Annotated in this window: 13 protein-coding genes; 7 read left to right on the top strand and 6 right to left on the bottom strand. The window is 72.0% G+C overall.

Annotated features, from left to right (window positions below):
• Positions 1–591: 591 nt before the first annotated feature.
• A complete protein-coding gene (locus AACH11_RS04715; RefSeq protein WP_341373052.1) occupies positions 592–2097 on the bottom strand; it encodes a hypothetical protein in 1506 nt (501 codons plus the stop codon).
• A gap of 259 nt (positions 2098–2356) precedes the next feature.
• Between AACH11_RS04715 and AACH11_RS04710 the strand changes: the two genes are divergently transcribed.
• The 7 genes from AACH11_RS04710 to AACH11_RS04680 all read left to right on the top strand — a co-directional run bounded on the left by AACH11_RS04710 (position 2357) and on the right by AACH11_RS04680 (position 10211).
• The gene (locus AACH11_RS04710) at positions 2357–3247 is read left to right on the top strand and encodes an alpha/beta fold hydrolase (protein ID WP_341373051.1); all 891 of its coding nucleotides are present in this window, start codon (positions 2357–2359) and stop codon (positions 3245–3247) included.
• 103 nt (positions 3248–3350) lie between these two features.
• Positions 3351–4706, top strand: a complete 1356-nt coding sequence (locus AACH11_RS04705) for a dicarboxylate/amino acid:cation symporter (RefSeq protein ID WP_341373050.1) — start codon at positions 3351–3353, stop codon at positions 4704–4706.
• A 189-nt stretch (positions 4707–4895) separates the two neighbouring features.
• Positions 4896–6548, top strand: a complete 1653-nt coding sequence (locus tag AACH11_RS04700; RefSeq protein WP_341373049.1) for a CTP synthase — start codon at positions 4896–4898, stop codon at positions 6546–6548.
• 72 nt (positions 6549–6620) lie between these two features.
• Positions 6621–7478, top strand: a complete 858-nt coding sequence (gene kdsA / locus AACH11_RS04695) for a 3-deoxy-8-phosphooctulonate synthase (RefSeq protein WP_341373048.1) — start codon at positions 6621–6623, stop codon at positions 7476–7478.
• A 134-nt stretch (positions 7479–7612) separates the two neighbouring features.
• A complete protein-coding gene (gene eno / locus AACH11_RS04690; RefSeq protein WP_341373047.1) occupies positions 7613–8899 on the top strand; it encodes a phosphopyruvate hydratase in 1287 nt (428 codons plus the stop codon).
• A 197-nt stretch (positions 8900–9096) separates the two neighbouring features.
• Positions 9097–9396 (top strand): cell division protein FtsB, encoded by a 300-nt coding sequence (gene ftsB / locus AACH11_RS04685; protein WP_341373046.1) that lies wholly within the window; start codon positions 9097–9099, stop codon positions 9394–9396.
• A gap of 86 nt (positions 9397–9482) precedes the next feature.
• Positions 9483–10211, top strand: a complete 729-nt coding sequence (locus AACH11_RS04680) for an AAA family ATPase (RefSeq protein WP_341373045.1) — start codon at positions 9483–9485, stop codon at positions 10209–10211.
• 43 nt (positions 10212–10254) lie between these two features.
• Here the strand turns inward: AACH11_RS04680 and AACH11_RS04675 are convergent, their stop codons facing one another.
• From AACH11_RS04675 to flhB, 5 genes are all read right to left on the bottom strand, one after another.
• Positions 10255–10968, bottom strand: coding sequence for an RNA polymerase sigma factor FliA (locus AACH11_RS04675; RefSeq protein ID WP_341373044.1), 714 nt, complete (start codon positions 10966–10968; stop codon positions 10255–10257).
• Between the two features lie 32 nt (positions 10969–11000).
• Positions 11001–11939: a P-loop NTPase family protein gene (locus AACH11_RS04670; RefSeq protein WP_341373043.1), complete on the bottom strand. Its 939-nt coding sequence runs from the start codon at positions 11937–11939 to the stop codon at positions 11001–11003.
• 176 nt (positions 11940–12115) lie between these two features.
• Positions 12116–14092: a flagellar biosynthesis GTPase FlhF gene (flhF, locus tag AACH11_RS04665; protein WP_341373042.1), complete on the bottom strand. Its 1977-nt coding sequence runs from the start codon at positions 14090–14092 to the stop codon at positions 12116–12118.
• 106 nt (positions 14093–14198) lie between these two features.
• Positions 14199–16325 (bottom strand): flagellar biosynthesis protein FlhA, encoded by a 2127-nt coding sequence (flhA, locus tag AACH11_RS04660; protein WP_341373041.1) that lies wholly within the window; start codon positions 16323–16325, stop codon positions 14199–14201.
• A gap of 147 nt (positions 16326–16472) precedes the next feature.
• The gene (gene flhB, locus AACH11_RS04655; protein WP_341373040.1) at positions 16473–17708 is read right to left on the bottom strand and encodes a flagellar biosynthesis protein FlhB; all 1236 of its coding nucleotides are present in this window, start codon (positions 17706–17708) and stop codon (positions 16473–16475) included.
• Positions 17709–18051 lie beyond the last annotated feature (343 nt).

Genomic DNA, 18051 nt, shown 5'->3' with positions numbered 1-18051 from the left:
CAGCCGGCGCGCCGGTGGGTGCGGCAGATCCGGCGGAGGCTGCCGTGGGGGCCGTGGCGGCGGTGGGGGCCTGGGCACCGGGGACGGCCGTGGCCTCGGGCACCGGCGGCGCCGCAGGTGACGTGGCCGACGGAAGCGCGGTCGGCGCGGTGGCCGCACCGGCCGAGGGCGCTGCGCCGACCCCGGTGGCCGTGGCGCCGGAGACTGCGGGCCTTGCGGGTGCGGCAGGGCTCTCCGGCGCGGCGGCAGGCGCAACAGCAGGCGCCGGGGACATCGGCGCAGACACCGCAGGTGCCGCGGAGGCCGGAACGGGTGCCGGCGCGGAGACCGGAGCGGAAACCGGCGCAGGTGCAGGTGCAGGTGCAGGTGCAGGTGCAGGTGCCGGCAAGGTCACGGCGGTCCGTGCGGGACGGGGCGATGGCGCCGCTGCAGGCGCCTGGACGGGCTCGGGCGGTGGCAAGCGCGGCTGGGCCTGGACGGCCGCGCCACCGAAGCACAGCGCCAGCCAGGCGCCCTGCAGCGACAGCCCCCGGCCTCGCGGTGCAGGCAGCTGCGGACGACCCTCAGGCAAGGCACGGATTCGGGCAGACATCAGGAACGACCTTCAGGGCGGACATCGGACGACGGACCGGACACCACCGGACCGGCAGGGCCGGCGGAACCGGCGGCGGACGGCGCGCCAGGGGCTGCCGCGGACGGCTTCGGGACCGCGGGCGCCGGCCGCGGGGTGGCCGGTGGCGTGGCCGCCGGAGCCACCGCCGGAGCAGTCGCCGGCGCCGCAGCCGGCGCCCCCGGCATCTCCAGCAGCGCATCGACCAGCCCGCGCGCATACGGGTTGGCCGCATCGTCCAGCGGCTCCTCGTAGCTGAACGGCGCGGGGGCCGAGGCCAGCGGCATCGCGCCGATCTCGGCCTGCAGCTCCTCCACGCGCAGCCCCTTGAGGGACTGCGTCACCCGCGCCTCCAGGCCCCCCTGGCGCGCCAGCGTGCTGATCGCGCCCAGCCGCTCGCCGTCGAAGACGAAGGCGTTGTCGGCCAGGCCGGCCTCGGCCAGTTTCTGGTGCAGCGTGAACGGGGCCAGCGGATCGGCATCCAGCTCGCCCAGGCGCTTGAAGGCCCAGCCGTCGGCCTCGTCGAAGGCCGTGGCGCCGATGCGCGCGACACCGCTGAGCGCCCCGCGGTTGACCGCCGCCTGCTGGATCGAGTTGACGACGGTGGCCCGCGCGAACTTGTCCAGCGTGCCGGTGGCCACCGCGCGCAGGCGGTCGACGGCCAGCGCCTTGGCCTGGTCGATCAGCTGCTGCTTGAGCACCTCGCTGGCGACCTGGGCGGCGGCGCTCTGCGCGGCCTTGAGCGCGGCGTCGGCGGCCAGCGCGGCACCCTTGATGCCGCTGGCCAGCGTGACCAGGTTGTAGAGCGTGCCGGCGATCTTGGTGCCGTAGTGCCAGGTCTTCATGCGCAGCCCGCCCTCCTCGGACAAGCCCTGGGTCCAGAGCACGACCCACAGCGCCTCGTCATCGGTCAATGCGGCGCGCGGCAGCTGCAGCGGGTGCACCGACAGCAGCCAGTGGTAGTCCTGGGCCTTGGGCGTGTTCGGCGGCGCCAGCCGCGTGTAGCCGCGGCAGACCTCGAACGGCCGCACCTGCACCGTGCGGCCCGAGGCGGTGCGCACGCTGAAGGGCTCGCCGGCATCGCGCCGCTCGGCCAGCGTCTCCAGCATCAGCGTGCTGTCGCGCTCCTTGGCCACCTTGCCGATGGCCACCAGGCGCTCACCCGGCTGCAGCGGCGCGTCGCGCGCGGCGGCCACCACCGTCAGCCGCTCGTCGACGCCGAGGCCGCGCACCCAGGCCACGCGCTCGTCCTCGCTCCAGTCGGCGCTGGTGGCCACCGAGAAGGGCAGCTCCCACTGCTTGTCGCAGTCCGGATCCTGCAGCGCGGCGCTGCGGGCGATCGCCGGGCGCAGTGCGCGCTCGCCGGTGCCGTAGTCGCGGATCTGGCCCAGCAGGACCTCGTCGACCTTGCGGCCGTCGTCGACGGTGTAACGCGGCCCGGCGCAGCCGGCCAGCAGCTCGGCCAGCGCGGTCAACGTCAGCGCCACGGCGGTGGCCCGCGGCCGGCGACGGCCCGGCCCGCGGCCGATCCGCGTCGGCCGATTCCCGTGCTGCGCCACGACGGCCGTGCGGCCGCCGCCTCCCCTTGCGTTCATGGCTCGGACCCATCCTGCCCGCGGCACGCCCCCCGTGCGGCTGCACGCCCTCCGGCTGCCGGGACAATGTGAAAGAAGTATACGGACGCCCCCACCCGTGAGAGGGGTGCGGCCGGCATCATCCGCCCATCCGTCCTGCCTCGATCGCCCGATGTTCCACCCTGAACCCGCTGCGGACCGCACCCTGGTGTTCTCGCATGCCAACGGCTTCCCGGCCGGCACCTACCGGCGACTGTTCGAGACCTGGCAGACGGCGGGCTGGACGGTGCACGCCGTCGCGCAGTACGGCCACGATCCGCGCTGGCCGGTCAGCAGCAACTGGCCGGGCCTGCGCGACCAGCTGATCGACCACCTGGAGCAGGTCGCCCCGCAGGGCGCCTGGCTGGTCGGCCACTCGCTGGGCGGGCTGCTGAGCCTGCTGGCCGCGGCCCGCCGGCCCGATCTGGCGCGCGGCCTGGTGCTGCTGGACTCACCGCTGATCACCGGCTGGCGGGCCCAGACGGTGCGCCTGGCCAAGCTGACGCGGCTGATCTCGCGCGTCTCGCCGGGCCGTATCGCGCAGCGGCGGCGCCAGCACTGGCCCGACCGCGCGGCCGTGCTGGCCCACTACGCGGCCAAGCCGGTGTTCGCCGCCTGGGCGCCGGGCCTGCTGGAGGACTACCTGGACTGCGGCCTGCAGCCGGCCCCCGACGGCGGCGTGCGCCTGGCCTTCGAGCGCACGGTCGAGACGCGCATCTACGACACCCTGCCCCACCACATCGGCGCCCTGTTGCGGCGGCACCCGCTGCGCGTGCCCTTCGGCTTCATCGCCGGCACCGCCTCGCAGGAGATGCGCCAGGCCGGCACCGCGGCGTCGCGCCAGCTGGCGGGGCCGCATTACCGCGAGATCGAGGGCAGCCACCTGTTCCCGATGGAGCGGCCCGACGCGACGGCCGCCGAGGTGCTGGCGCTGATCGCGGCGCTCGCCGGCACGGCCCACGACCGGCGCGCCGGCCACGCCGGCCACGCCGGCCACGCCGGCCACGCCGCCCCCGGAGCTTGAGGCGGCGCAAGGCCGGCTGCCCCGGTGGCCGCGTCGTGTGGGAACTACGCACGACAGGGGAAGCAGGACTGCGCATCATCGCGCCCTCCGTGGAAACCCTGTCATGGCAAACCCTAGCTCTTCATCGTCTTCCGCACCGGCGGCCCGCACGCCCTGGTACCGCTCGCTCTACGCCCAGGTCATCGCCGCGATCCTGATCGGCGTGGCACTCGGCCACTTCGCGCCCGAGACCGGCGCCGCCATGAAACCGCTGGGCGACGGCTTCATCAAGCTGATCAAGATGATCATCGCGCCGATCATCTTCTGCACCGTGGTGGTCGGCATCGCCGGCATGGAGGACATGAAGAAGGTGGGCAAGACCGGCGGTCTGGCCCTGCTGTACTTCGAGGTCGTCAGCACGCTGGCGCTGATCATCGGCCTGCTGATCGTCAACCTGGTGCAGCCGGGCGCCGGCATGCACGTGGACGCCAGCACGCTCGACACCAAGGCGATCTCGGCCTACACGGCGCCGGGCAAGATGGCCACCACCACCGAGTTCCTGCTCAACGTGATCCCGAGCAGCGTGGTCGATGCCTTCGCCAAGGGCGACATCCTGCAGGTGCTGCTGTTCTCGGTGCTGTTCGGCTTCGCGCTGCACCGCTTCGGCGGCCGCGGCACCCTGGTGTTCGACTTCATCGAGAAGACCAGCCACGTGCTGTTCGTGATCGTCGGCTACATCATGAAGGTGGCCCCGATCGGTGCCTTCGGCGCGATGGCCTTCACCATCGGCAAGTACGGCGTGGGCACGCTGCTGAGCCTGGGCCAGCTGATGGCCACCTTCTACGTCACCTGCCTGGTCTTCGTCTTCGGCGTGCTGGGCGCGATCGCCAAGGCGCACGGCTTCTCGGTCTGGAAGTTCATCAAGTACATCAAGGAAGAGCTGCTGATCGTGCTGGGCACCAGCTCCAGCGAGAGCGTCCTGCCGCGCATCATGGCCAAGCTGGAGAACCTGGGCGCGTCGAAGTCGACGGTCGGCCTGGTCGTGCCCACCGGCTACAGCTTCAACCTCGACGGCACCAGCATCTACCTGACGATGGCCGCGGTCTTCATCGCCCAGGCCACCGACACGCCGATGACGCTGACCCAGCAGATCACGCTGCTGATGGTGCTGCTGCTGACCAGCAAGGGCGCGGCCGGCGTCACCGGCTCGGGCTTCATCGTGCTGGCGGCCACGCTGAGTGCGGTCGGCCATGTGCCGGTGGCCGGTCTGGCGCTGATCCTGGGCATCGACCGCTTCATGAGCGAGGCCCGCGCGCTGACCAATCTGGTGGGCAACGGCGTGGCCACGCTGGTGGTCTCCAAGTGGTGCGGCGAGCTCGACACCCAGCGCATGAAGGCCCATCTCGACGGCGAGACCCTGGCCGAGGCGCAGGAGCCCGAGGCCGTGCTCGACGCCAAGAACAACCGCATGGCCGCCTGAGAACCGGTGCACGGACGGCCCACGGACCGTCCTCAGCCCCCCCGGCCGCGGACACCGTCACGGGGCCCGCGGCCCCTGCCCGCATGGGCTGCGGCGGGGCGTCCGCGGCGCCCCGTATAGAATCGCGCTTTACCACCAGAGCATTCGTGCGGCCTGCCGGGAACCCCGGCCCCGCGGGTGCTGCACGACATGACCAAGTACGTCTTCGTCACCGGCGGTGTGGTGTCCTCCCTCGGCAAGGGCATCGCGTCGGCCTCGCTCGCGGCCATTCTTGAGTCGCGTGGCCTGAAGGTCACCCTCATCAAGCTGGACCCCTACCTCAACGTGGACCCGGGCACCATGAGCCCGATGCAGCACGGTGAGGTCTTCGTCACCGATGACGGGGCCGAGACCGACCTCGACCTCGGCCACTACGAGCGCTTCATCACGACCCGGATGAAGCGCAGCAACAACTTCACCGCGGGCCAGGTCTACAAGTCGGTGCTCGAGAAGGAGCGCCGCGGCGACTACCTCGGCAAGACGGTGCAGGTGATCCCGCACGTCACCAACGAGATCCAGGACTTCGTCAAGCGCGGCGCCGAAGGCGTCGACGTGGCGATCGTGGAGATCGGCGGCACGGTCGGCGACATCGAGTCCCTGCCCTTCCTGGAGGCGGTGCGCCAGCTCAGCCTGAAGGCCGGGCCGAACGCCACCGCCTTCGTGCACCTGACCTACCTGCCGTTCATCAGCACGGCCGGCGAGCTCAAGACCAAGCCGACCCAGCACACGGTGCAGAAGCTGCGCGAGATCGGCATCCAGCCCGACGTGCTGCTGTGCCGCGCCGACCGCGAGGTGCCGGCCGACGAGCGCGAGAAGATCAGCCTGTTCACCAACGTGGCGGCCCACGGCGTGATCAGCATGTGGGACGTGGACACCATCTACAAGGTGCCCCGCCTGCTGCACGAGCAGGGCCTGGACGAGCAGATCTGCATGAAGCTGCAGCTGCTGACCCGGCCGGCCAACCTGCAGCGCTGGGACCACCTGGTGCACGAGGTGCTGCACCCGCAGCACGAGGTGACCATCGCCATGTGCGGCAAGTACACCGATCTGTCGGACTCGTACAAGTCGCTCAACGAGGCGCTGCGCCACGCCGGCATCCAGCAGCACACCCGCGTGCGCATCGAGTACGTGGACAGCGAGACGCTGACCGCCGAGACCGCCGACAGCCTGCAGCAGTACGACGCCATCCTGGTGCCGGGCGGCTTCGGCAAGCGCGGCATCGAGGGCAAGATCGTCGCCGCGCGCTACGCCCGTGAGCACCGGATGCCCTACCTCGGCATCTGCCTGGGCATGCAGGTCGCGACCATCGAGTTCGCGCGCCACGTGGCCGGCCTGACGGACGCCAACTCGACCGAGTTCGAGCCCGATTCGCCGCACCCGGTGATCGCGCTGATCGACGAGTGGCAGGACCGCGACGGCACGATCCAGAAGCGCAGCGAGAAGTCCGATCTGGGCGGCACGATGCGTCTGGGCGCGCAGAGCTCCGACGTCAAGCCCGGCACGCTGGCCCACGCGATCTACGGTGACGTCGTCACCGAGCGCCACCGCCACCGCTACGAGGCCAACGAGCAGTACCTGGACCAGCTGCAGGCGGCCGGTCTGGTGATCTCGGCCATCACCCAGCGCGAGAAGCTCACCGAGATGGTCGAGCTGCCGACCCACCAGCACCCCTGGTACGTCGGCGTGCAGTTCCACCCGGAATTCAAGAGCACGCCGTGGGACGGCCATCCGCTGTTCATCAGCTACATCGCCGCCGCGCTGGCCCAGGCCCGCGCGCACCGCGGCGACACGGCTGCGGCCTGACGTCCGTCCTCAGGGGCCCCTCGCGGGCCCCTGTTCACGTCTGAACCCTGTATTTCCCCGCGCGCATCCGCCATGCAACTCTGTGGATTCGAGGTCGCACTCGACCGACCCTTCTTCCTCATCGCCGGCACCTGCTCGATCGAGAGCCTGCAGCTGTCGCTCGACGTCGCCGGCACGCTGAAGGAGGCCTGCACGGCCCTCGGCATTCCGCTGATCTACAAGGGCTCGTTCGACAAGGCCAACCGCTCGTCGGGCACCACCCAGCGCGGTCTGGGCATCGATGCCGGCCTGAAGATCCTCGACGAGGTGCGCCGCCAGACCGGCCTGCCGGTGCTCACCGACGTGCATGACGAGGCCCAGGTGGCCGAGGTCGCCAGCGTCGTGGACGTGCTGCAGACGCCGGCCTTCCTGTGCCGTCAGACCGATTTCATCCGTGCCGTCGCCCAGTCGGGCAAGCCGGTGAACATCAAGAAGGGCCAGTTCCTGGCACCGTGGGACATGAAGAACGTGGTCGACAAGGCCCGCGCCGCCGCGCGCGAGGCCGGCCTGTCGGAAGACCGCTTCCTGGCCTGCGAGCGCGGCGTGAGCTTCGGCTACAACAACCTGGTGGCCGACATGAGCAGCCTGGCCGAGATGCGCAAGTCCGGCGCGCCGGTGGTCTTCGACGTCACCCACTCGGTGCAGAAGCCCGGCGGCCTGGGCGGCGCCAGCGGCGGTGCGCGCGAGATGGTGCCGGTGCTGGCCCGGGCCGGCGTCGGTGCCGGCGTCGCCGGCCTCTTCATGGAGACGCACCCCGAACCGGCCAAGGCCTGGTCTGACGGCCCGAATGCGGTGCCGCTCAAGCACATGGCCACGCTGCTGGCCCAGCTGCGCGCGCTGGACGAGGTCGTCAAGCGCCAGCCGCTGCTGGAGAACGACTTCAACGCCTGAGCGCGCGGCGCGGCCCGCCCCCTCAAGCGCAGGGCCGGCCATCCCTTGCATGCTGAGCCTGCCCCGTAACCCCGGGCGGGCATACTGACGCATTCCCCGATTCCGATTCCACATCCCCCTGGAGAGACACCCAGATGAGCGCCATTGTTGACATCGTCGGCCGCGAGATCCTCGACAGCCGCGGCAATCCCACCGTCGAATGCGACGTCCTGCTGGAATCGGGCACGATGGGCCGTGCGGCCGTGCCGTCGGGCGCGTCCACCGGCAGCCGCGAGGCCATCGAGCTGCGTGACGGCGACAAGAGCCGCTACCTGGGCAAGGGCGTGCTCAAGGCCGTCGAGCACATCAACACCGAGATCAGCGAGGCCGTGCTGGGCCTGGACGCCGCCGAGCAGTCCTTCCTGGACAAGACCCTGATCGATCTCGACGGCACCGAGAACAAGAGCCGCCTGGGCGCCAACGCGATGCTGGCCGTCTCGATGGCCGTCGCCCGCGCCGCGGCCGAGGAATCGGGCCTGCCCCTGTACCGTTACTTCGGCGGCATGGGCGGCGTGACGATGCCGGTGCCGATGATGAACGTGGTCAACGGCGGCGCCCACGCCAACAACAGCCTCGACCTGCAGGAACTGATGATCATGCCCGTGGGCGCGCCGTCGTTCCGCGAGGCCCTGCGCTGGGGTGCCGAGACCTTCCACGCGCTCAAGAAGATCCTGCACGACAAGGGCATCTCGACCGCCGTCGGTGACGAGGGCGGCTTCGCCCCCAGCGTGGCCAACCACGAGGCCGCGATCCAGATGATCCTGGAGGCCATCGAGAAGGCCGGCTACACCCCGGGCACGCAGATCGCCCTGGCGCTGGACTGCGCGGCCAGCGAGTTCTACAAGGACGGCCACTACGTGCTGGAAGGCGAAGGCGGCCTGAAGCTGACGTCCGAGGGCTGGACCGACATGCTGGCCACCTGGGTCGACAAGTACCCGATCATCTCGATCGAGGACGGCATGCACGAAGGCGACTGGGCAGGCTGGAAGCACCTGACCGACCGTCTGGGCAAGAAGGTGCAGCTGGTCGGCGACGACCTGTTCGTCACCAACACCAAGATCCTGAAGGAAGGCATCGACAAGGGCATCGCCAACTCGATCCTGATCAAGATCAACCAGATCGGCACCCTGAGCGAGACCTTCGCCGCCATCGAGATGGCCAAGCGCGCCGGCTACACCGCCGTCGTGTCGCACCGCTCGGGCGAGACCGAGGACAGCACCATCGCCGACATCGCGGTGGGCCTGAACGCCGGCCAGATCAAGACCGGCTCGCTGTCGCGCTCGGACCGCATGGCCAAGTACAACCAGCTGCTGCGCATCGAGGAAGACCTGGGCGACGTCGCCGTCTACCCGGGCCGCTCGGCCTTCTACAATCTGCGCTGATGTCGCCGATCCCGGCCCTGGCCGTCGTGTCGCCCCGTCCCCGGGGCTGATCCGGCGGCCCGGACCGGGCCCCTCGCGACCGCCGGCCGGTGCCGGTGCGTGGCCCCGCAGGGCTGCGTGCCGGGACCGCGCCGGCGGTCGCGCTTGAGCACCGCCGTCACGGCGGCCGCCCGACCTGTCCGACCCCTGCGCGCCCCATGTCCGCCCTGCTCCGTCCGCTGACCCTGGCCCTGCTGGCGCTGCTGGGCGTGCTGCAATGGCAGCTGTGGTTCGGCGACAACGGCAAGCACCAGCTGCAGAAGCTGCAGGCGCAGCTCGAACACCAGCGCGCCGACAACGAGGGGCTGCGACTGGGCAATGTCGCCCTCGAGGCCGAACTCGACGACCTGAAGCGCGGCCTGGAGATGGTCGAGGAACGTGCCCGCGCCGAGCTCGGTCTGATCCGGCCCGACGAGATCTTCGTGCAGTACGCCGCGCGGCCGACGGCCACGCCCTGAGTCCGCCGCACGACGGCGGACCTGCCCCGCCGGCACGTCCCGCCCGACCGACCGGCCGCCGGCCGTCCATCGAATCGCACGCACCGATGCCCGAGAGCGCCCTGGTGATCGCCATCGTCGGTGCCGAGAGCACCGGCAAGACCGCGCTGGCCCGCGCACTGGCGCCGCGCCTGGCCGCGCTCAGTGGCCGGCGCGCGATCTGGGTGCCGGAAGCCCTGCGCAGCTGGTGCGAACGCCAGGGCCGCACGCCACGGGCCGACGAACAGGCGCAGATCGCCGCCGCCCAGCAGGCGGCCATGGCACAGGCGGCGATCGACCACGACATCGTGGTGGCCGACACCACGCCGCTGATGACGGCGGTCTACGGCCTGCATTACTTCGGAAACGAGGCGCTGGTCGTACCGGCGCTGAGCGCCCAGCGTGACTGCGCGCTGACGCTGCTGACCGCGCTCGATCTGGGCTGGCATGCCGATCCCGGCGTGCGCGACGGCCCGGCGGCCCAGCAGGCGGTCGACGGCCACCTGCGGTCCCTGCTGATCGGCCACGGCCTGCGCTGGTCGCTGGTCTGCGGCCAGGGTGAGGCCCGTGTCGAGGCGGCGATCGATGCCGTCGCCCCGCTGCTGCGCCAGCGCTGGCCACACCCCGCGCCCCTGGCACCGACCGATGCGCACCGGGAGGCGGCGGCGGACGGCCTGTTCAGCCGCCTGCACGCACGCGATGCGACCGAGGCCCGTCAGCGGGCCCGCTGGGATGCCTGGTGCGCCGACTGCGACCAGGCGGAGTGCGAGCACGCGCTGCGCCGGCCGGCCGGCTGAACGCGGCGCCCCACGCCCTGCGCGGGGCCCGTCGGCGCGGGGCTCACCAGGCGCGCAGCTTGGCGCGCAGGCGGGCGATGGACTGGCTGTGGAGCTGACAGACGCGGCTCTCGGTGACCTTGAGCACGGCCGCGATCTCCTTGAGATTCATGTCGTGCTCGTAGTACATGCTCATCACGTACTGCTCGCGCTCGGGCAGGTTCTTGATGGCCTCGACCAGCGCCTGGCGCATGCGCATGTCCTGCAGCATGGCCAGCGGGTTGGCCTCGTTGTCGGCCACGTGGCGGTCGAGGTAGTCGTCGTCGCCCTCGTCGCCGGTCATGTCCTCCAGATGGACCAGCTGGGTGCCGCGGACCTTGCCCAGCAGCTCCTGGTAGTCCTGCAGGCCCATGCCCATCTCGGCGGCGATCTCGGTCTCGTTCGGTGCGCGGCCGAGCTTCTGCTCCAGCTTGTGCACGGCGGCCTCGATGCTGCGCTGCTGTCGACGGTCGCCGCGGCTCATCCAGTCGTTGCCGCGCAGCTCGTCGAGCATGGCCCCGCGGATGCGCTGCGTGGCGAAGGTCTCGAACTGCACGCCGTGGGTCTGGTCGAAACGGGTGAGGGCGTCGCTCAGGCCGATCATGCCGACCTGGATCAGGTCATCGAGCTCGACGTTGGCCGGCAGCTTGGCGATCATCTGGTGCGCCAGACGGCGCACCAGAGGGCTGTACTGCTTGAGCATCGCATTGGCGTCCAGGCGGCCCTTGGCGGTGTACATGGCGGGTCTCCGAGGCTTCGATGTCGATCGGGTCAGTTCGTGCGTCCGGTCGCACGGCGCGGGGCCGGGCGGTCGGACTCCGGACGCGCGGACACGCCGGTCGAAACGGGGAATTCATGGCGGCCGCCCACGCGCGTGGTCGCGCCCGGGGCCGGTGCGGCGGCCAGCGGTGCGGCCGGCCAGGGGGGCGCCGACGCCCGCGCGCCCTGGGCCACCAGGGCCTGGGCCTGGGGCCGGTCGTCGGCTGCCAGTTGCGCGGCGATCATGCGGCGCAGCGCGGCGGTCGGCGCGGACTGCGCCGGGGTCAGGGGATCGACCACCGCACAGTGGTGCAGGGCCGAGCCGAGGAACAGATCGGCGCACTCGCCCAGCCGCTCGGCGATGCGCCGTGCCCCCTTGGGCCGGGCACTGCTGGCGATCACCAGGTCGAAGGCCAGTGCGCCCAGCCACTGGCTGAGCAGCTTCATCGACGCGTAGGCATCGGTCAGGCTGTCGGGGCGGTCACCGGCCAGCAGCAGCGGCCGCGGCGCCCGGCCGGCGAAGATGCGGCGCAGGTCCGAGGCACTGGCATGCACCACCACCACCTGGGCCTGCGGTGCGGCCAGATGCAGGGCATCGAGCAGGCCGACCATCGTCGCGCGGTTGTCCAGGTAGCGCCGTGGCAGCCCCCGGGCGGCCAGGTAGCTGACCTGGGGCGACAGCGGCTCGACGCAGGCGGCCAGATCGATCGCCGCCAGCTCGTGTGGCTCGGAGGCGGTCTCGGCGGCATCGACCACCAGGGTGTTCAGGCCGTGCTCGGACAGTGCGGCACACAGCCGCTCCATCACCACGCCACCGGCGGGCACGAAGGGGTTGTGCACCAGCGGCAGGTGGCGCGTGCGCCCGTTGCCGAACAGCGCGCGCAGACCGGCGGCCTGATCGGCGGGCACGTGGGCCGGGGGATGCGGATACGGACGAACCGGCGTGGACATCGTGTGGCGGGGCGGAGCGCGCGTGGGCAGGACGGTAGGCGGGACCGGTGACGCTGTGACCGCCGGGGGCGGAGCGTCGGGCTGAAGATCAGTGTCGACGCTCGGCTCGCGGGTCAAGGGGCGGTGCAGCGGGGCGGCGCGGGGGGTGTTCGGAGGATCGGCGGGCAGACCCGGAATCAGGCCGGCAGGCCCTGACCGGCCACGGCGGCGACACCCGCGCCCAGGCCCGGCGGCAGCCCGGCGAAGCCCGGTGCGACGGCGCCCTGGGTGGCGGCGAAGATCAGGTTGACCTCGTTGGCATCGAGCCGCCAGCTGGCGCTGCCACCGCCCTGCAGCGCGCGCTGCACCAGCGCGGCGGCCGACAGGCGGTGCCAGTCCTCGGGCACGCGCTGGCCGTTGGCCACCGCCAGCACCTTGCAGCGCTGGCGGATCAGCGCGTCGAGCGCCGGCCCGAGCTTGACCACCTCGTCGAGCTTGGACAGCACCACGCCCAGGCCATGGCTGCCGCCGTAGGCCAGCACCACGTCCTCCAGCGTCTCGCCCTGGGCCGCGGCGTTGAGCACCAGCACCTTCTCGATCGCCTGGTGCTGCAGCATCTCCAGCGTCTCGCGGGCGCGGTGGTCGCGCTGGGCGACACCGGCGGTGTCGATCAGCACCAGGCGCTTGGTGGCCAGCAGCTCCAGCAGATCCTCCAGCGAGGCGCGGTCGTGCGCGGTGTGCACCGGCACGCCCAGGATGCGGCCATAGGCGCGCAGCTGCTCGTGGGCACCGACGCGGTAGGCATCGAGCGTGATCAGGCCCAGATTGGCCGCGCCATGGCGGGCGGCGAAGGCCGCGGCGAGCTTGGCGGTGCCGGTGGTCTTGCCGACGCCGGTCGGACCGACGAAGGCCAGCACGCCGGCATGGTCCTCCAGCGGCGCCTCATGTTCGCCGCTGGGCAGGTTGCGTTCGAGCACGCCGGCGGCCCAGACCAGGTCGTCGGGCACATCGGCCGGCAGGGCCTGCACCAGCTTGCGCACCAGTCCGGGCGACAGGCCGCAGTCGAACAGGCGCTGCAGCAGCGCGACCTGGCGCGGATCGCGCTGCAGCCGCTCCATGTAGGCCAGCATGCCGAAGCGCTCCTCGATCAGATGGCGCACCTGGCGCAGCTCGCCCATCACCTCCTGGCGATCGAGCAGGTCCTCGACCCGGCTGCCGCGGCCCGGGGCGGGCGTGGCATCGAAGTCGTCGTCGGAGAAGGCCGGCGCGCCCTGGCCGAGCTCGGCGCGCAGCACCGGCGCCTCGGCCTCGGCGCCGGCCTGCGGCGGCTGTGGATTGGCGATCACGCGCAGCGTGGGCGTGCCGGTGGCTGCCGCCGGCCGCTGCGCCGCCTTGCCGGGCAGGCGCAGCGTGCCACCGGCGGGCGCCGCAGCTCCGGTCGGGGCGGCGGCAGCCGGGTGGCCGGCCGCGGGGCCGTGGGCGGCGATGGGCGGGGCCGGGTGGCTCACCTTGGCGGTTGGGGAGGCTTGGGAGGCGTGGGCGGCCTGGGCAGCATGGCCGGTGGCGCCCGGCGGCACGGCCGCAGCCGGCTCCAGCCCCATGGCCTGCGGCAGCCGGGTCGGCGCCTGCTGCTCCAGCTCGGCCTGGCGGCGGCGCAGCATGCGCTCGCGCACATAGTCCTGGAAGGTCAGCGTGCTCATGCCCAGGGTCTCGATGTCGCGCGCGACCTGCGGGTCGATGGCCGTGTCACCGCCGGCCGGAGGACGGGCGGACAGCGCGGCCTGACCGGCGACAGGAGGCTCCTGCGCACCGAAGCCGGGCTCGTGGCGCTCGCCACCGGCCGGGCCCTGGCCCAGGCGGTGCTCACCGCGCGCGGCGATGCGCTCGGCCAGCGACATCGCCCGGCCGAGCACCCCGCCCGGAGCGGCGGGTGCGGCCGCTGCGGCAGACGGTGCCGGCGGGGCCGACGGCGGTGGCAGCGCACGGGCGGCCACGGCCTCGGCCTGCTGCAGGCCCTCGGGGGCCATGGCCAGCACCTCGACGCCACCGTCACAGGGCCGGGTCGAGAGCACGACCGCATCCTCGCCGAGTGCCTGGCGCACCTGGGCCAGGGCCTCACGGGCGGTCTTCGCGGTGAAGCGGCGCACATTCATCGCCGTGTTGCTCTGGCTCATGCGGCCTCCAGGATTCGGGTGTCGGACAGCGGCCGCGGCAGGCGGCCTTCAGGACGGATCGGGCGGATCACGGCGGTCGGATCGGTCGGGGACGGCGGGCAGGGTCTCATCCATGCGCTCCGATGATCGAACCGATGCGGATCGCATGGGTGTCGGGAATCTCGCTGTGCGAGAGCACGCGCAGCCGCGGCGCCGCGCGCTTGAGCAGACGGGCCATCGGCACGCGGATCACGTCGGGCACCAGCAGGCAGGCCGGCAGGCCCTGGTCCTCCTGGCGCCGCATGGTGTCGGCGGCCTCGCGGGTCAGCGTGTCGGCCACGCCGGGGTCGAGCGCGGCGCCGTGCGGCGAGGTCAGCGCCTGCGTCACCAGACGTTCGAGATCAGGCTCCAGCGCGACGACCTCCAGCTCCTTGGCCGGGCCGTAGATCTGCTGCACGATGGCCGGCGCCAGGTGCACGCGCAGCCGGCGCGAGAGCTCGACCGGATCGCTGACGGCGCCCGCGTGCTCGGCCAGGCACTCGATGATCGAGCGCATGTCGCGGATGTGCACGCCCTCGTCGAGCAGCAGCTGCAGCACCTTCTGCAGCGCCGGGATGCCGACCATCTTCGGGATCACGTCCTCGATCAGCTTGGGCGCCTGCTTGGTCACGTGCTCGACCAGCTGCTGGGTCTCGACGCGGCCCAGCAGGCGCGCGGCGTTGACCTGCATCAGGTGCGACAGGTGGGTGGCGACCACGGTCGAGCAGTCGACCACCGTATAACCGTTCATCTGCGCCTGCTCGCGGTGCTTGTCCTCGATCCAGACGGCCGGCAGGCCGAAGGCCGGATCGGTGGTCTTGCTGCCCGGCAGCGTGGCCGTGGCACCGCCCGGATTGATCGCCATGTACATGCCGGGGAAGGCCTCGCCCTCGCCCACCACCGCGCCGCGCAGCAGCACCCGGTAGACGCTGGGCTTGAGCTCCAGGTTGTCGCGGATGTGCACGGCCGGAGGCAGGAAGCCGACGTCCTGCGCGAACTTCTTGCGCACGCCCTTGATGCGGCTGAGCAGATCGCCCTGGCGGGCCTTGTCGACCAGCGTGATCAGGCGGTAGCCGACCTCCAGGCCGAGGGTGTCGACCGGCTGCAGGTCGTCCCAGCTGGCCTCGGCATTGGCCGGCTGGGCCTCGGCCGGCGGCGGCGGCGGGGCGGCCTTGGCGGCCCGCTCCTGCTCCTGCAGCCACCAGGCCAGGCCACCGAGCGCGCCGCCGATCAGCAGGAACACCAGGTGCGGCATGCCCGGGATCACGCCCAGCAGGCCGACGATGCCGCCGGTGATGCCGAGGGCCTTGGCACTGCCGAAGACCTGCTTGCGGATCTGGCTGCCGATGTCCTGGTCCTTGCCGACGCGCGAGACCACCATCGCCGCGGCCACCGAGATCAGCAGGCCGGGGATCTGCGCGACCAGCGCGTCGCCGATGGCCAGCACGATGTAGCGGTCGGCCGCCTCGCCGGCGCCCAGGCCATGGCTGACCATGCCGATGATCAGGCCGCCGACGATGTTGATGACCAGGATCAGCATGCCGGCGATGGCGTCACCGCGCACGAACTTCGACGCACCGTCCATCGAGCCGTAGAACTCGGCCTCCTCGGCCACCTCGACACGGCGGCGCTTGGCCTCCTTCTCGTCGATCAGGCCGGCGTTCAGGTCGGCGTCGATGGCCATCTGCTTGCCGGGCATGGCATCGAGGGTGAAGCGCGCGCCGACCTCGGCGATGCGCTCCGCGCCCTTGGTCACCACGATGAAGTTGATGACCACCAGGATGGCGAAGACGATCAGGCCGACGGCGAAGTTGCCGCCGATCAGGAAGTTGCCGAAGCTCTCGATGACGTGGCCGGCGGCGGCCGTGCCGGTGTGGCCGTTGAGCAGCACCACCCGGGTCGAGGCCACGTTCAGGCTCAGCCGCAGCAGCGTGGTGATCAGCAGCACCGTCGGGAAGGCCGCGAAGTCCAGCGGCCGCACCATGTTGGCCGCCACCAGCATCACCATCAGCGCCATCGCGATGTTGAAGGTGAAGAACAGGTCCAGCACGAAGGCCGGCAGCGGCAGCACCATCATCGACAGCACGATGACGATGAAGATCGGTGCGCCGAGGGCCCGCAGCAGGTGGGCGTGCGGTCCGAGCAGGCGGTTGAGCCGGTCGAGCGCCGGCTGCAGCGGCGCCAGCGCGGGGGCGATCGTCTTGCCGAGGGCCATGGGATGTGCGGAGGTGCGTTCGGACGGTGGCGTCGGCGACGGACGGGAGGATCCGGAGCCTGACGGTCATGGTGCCGGCGCGGCGCCGGAACTTGAGTCCGAAAAGCGGGGCGAAGACCGCCCTGCTCCGCCCCCCGGGCGAGGCGCTCAGCCGGCGCGCGGGCCGCCTGGCTCGCCTGCCGCGCCGCCATCCTCGCCGGCACCCTCACCAGTGGCCGCGGCCGCCGCGGCGGCACGGGCCTCGGGGCTGGAGGCCGGATCGGCCGGATCCATGTCCGCCGGCACCTCCAGCGGTGGCAAGGCGCCCGGATCGCGGCCGTGGCCGGCCAGCGCCGCCTTGAGCTGCATCACGTGGGCCAGCACGCGGGCCACGGCCGTGAACAGCCGCGCCGGGATCTCCTGGTCGATCTGGCAGTGCGCGTACAGCGCCCGGGCCAGCGGCGGCGCCTGCAGCACCGGCACGCGGTGCTCCTGGGCGATGTCCTTGATGCGGAAGGCCAGCAGGTCGGCGCCCTTGGCCACCACCCGCGGCGCCCCCATCGCGGCGGCGTCGTACTTCAGCGCGACCGCGTAGTGGGTCGGGTTCATCACCACCAGATCGGCCTTGGGCACGGCCGCCAGCATGCGCTTCCTGGCCATCTCGCGCATGCGCGCCTTGATGCGGCCCTTGACCTCGGCATTGCCCTCGGCCTCCTTGTGCTCCTGCTTGGCTTCCTGGTGGCTCATGCGAAGCTGCTTCATCAGCTTCATGCGCTGCAGCGGCAGATCGATGGCGGCGAAGACGGCCAGCGCCAACACCAGCAGGCCCAGGCCCTGCAGCAGCGCACGGCCGGTGTGGGCCAGCGCCACCGGCAAGGGCATGGTCAGCGCATCGTGGAACTGCGCCAGATGCCACCACAGCCAGCTGCCGCCGATGAGCGCCAGCACCAGCGCCAGCACGCAGGCCTTGATCAGCTCGCCCAGGTGCGCGCCACTGACCATGCGGCCGAGGCCCGAGATCGGATCGAGCTTGCCGAAGTTGGGCATCAACGGCTTCCAGGTGAAGTTCCAGCCGCCGGCCGCCAGGTTGGCGCCGATGGCCAGCGTGGTGGCGATCGCCCCCAGCACCAGCAGGATGGGCACCAGCACCAGGGTCACCGCCAGCAGCCGGCCCTGCATCGCGTCGGGCTCGGCCAGCAGCGCCGCATCGAAGCGCAGCGCGCCGGCCATCAGCGTGGTCATCGCGTCGGTCAGGCGCGGGGCGAACAGGGCCAGGGCGGCGCCGCCCCCGCCGACCACCGCCAGATGACCCAGGTCCCGCGAGCGCGCGACCTGGCCGTCCTCCCGGGCCTTGCGGATCTTGCGTTCTGACGCGGGAAGGTTGCGGTCCTGGTCGTCGGCCATGGCGGCTCGCTGCTCGCGCACACCGGTGGCCGGGGGGCCGCGCGTGCGCGGGCCGGCCGGACCCGCACGCGACAGGCCTGCGGCCGCCCGGCATCGGCCTCGGACGGCATCGTGCCGCGGCCGCCGGAGCGCACCGGGCCGATATGCGCGGTCAAGCCCGCACTCTTCCGACCGCTGCGCCCGCGGCCGTTCTTCTACCGTGATCGGGTGGCCGCACGCCCGCTTCTGCGGCCGTGTGACACCTGGCCGGACGAATTGGCGCTCAAGTCCGGCAGCCGGACGCCCGATAAGGCGACGAGGAACGTGTCGAAGGTGGCTGGCCATCCAGCCCTCCCGACAAGCG

This window comes from Pseudaquabacterium rugosum (assembly GCF_038066575.1).
Taxonomy (GTDB): Bacteria; Pseudomonadota; Gammaproteobacteria; order Burkholderiales; family Burkholderiaceae_C; genus Pseudaquabacterium; species Pseudaquabacterium rugosum.
The sequence above is the reverse complement of the archived record's forward strand: the minus strand, read 5'-3'. Positions and strand labels throughout refer to the sequence as shown.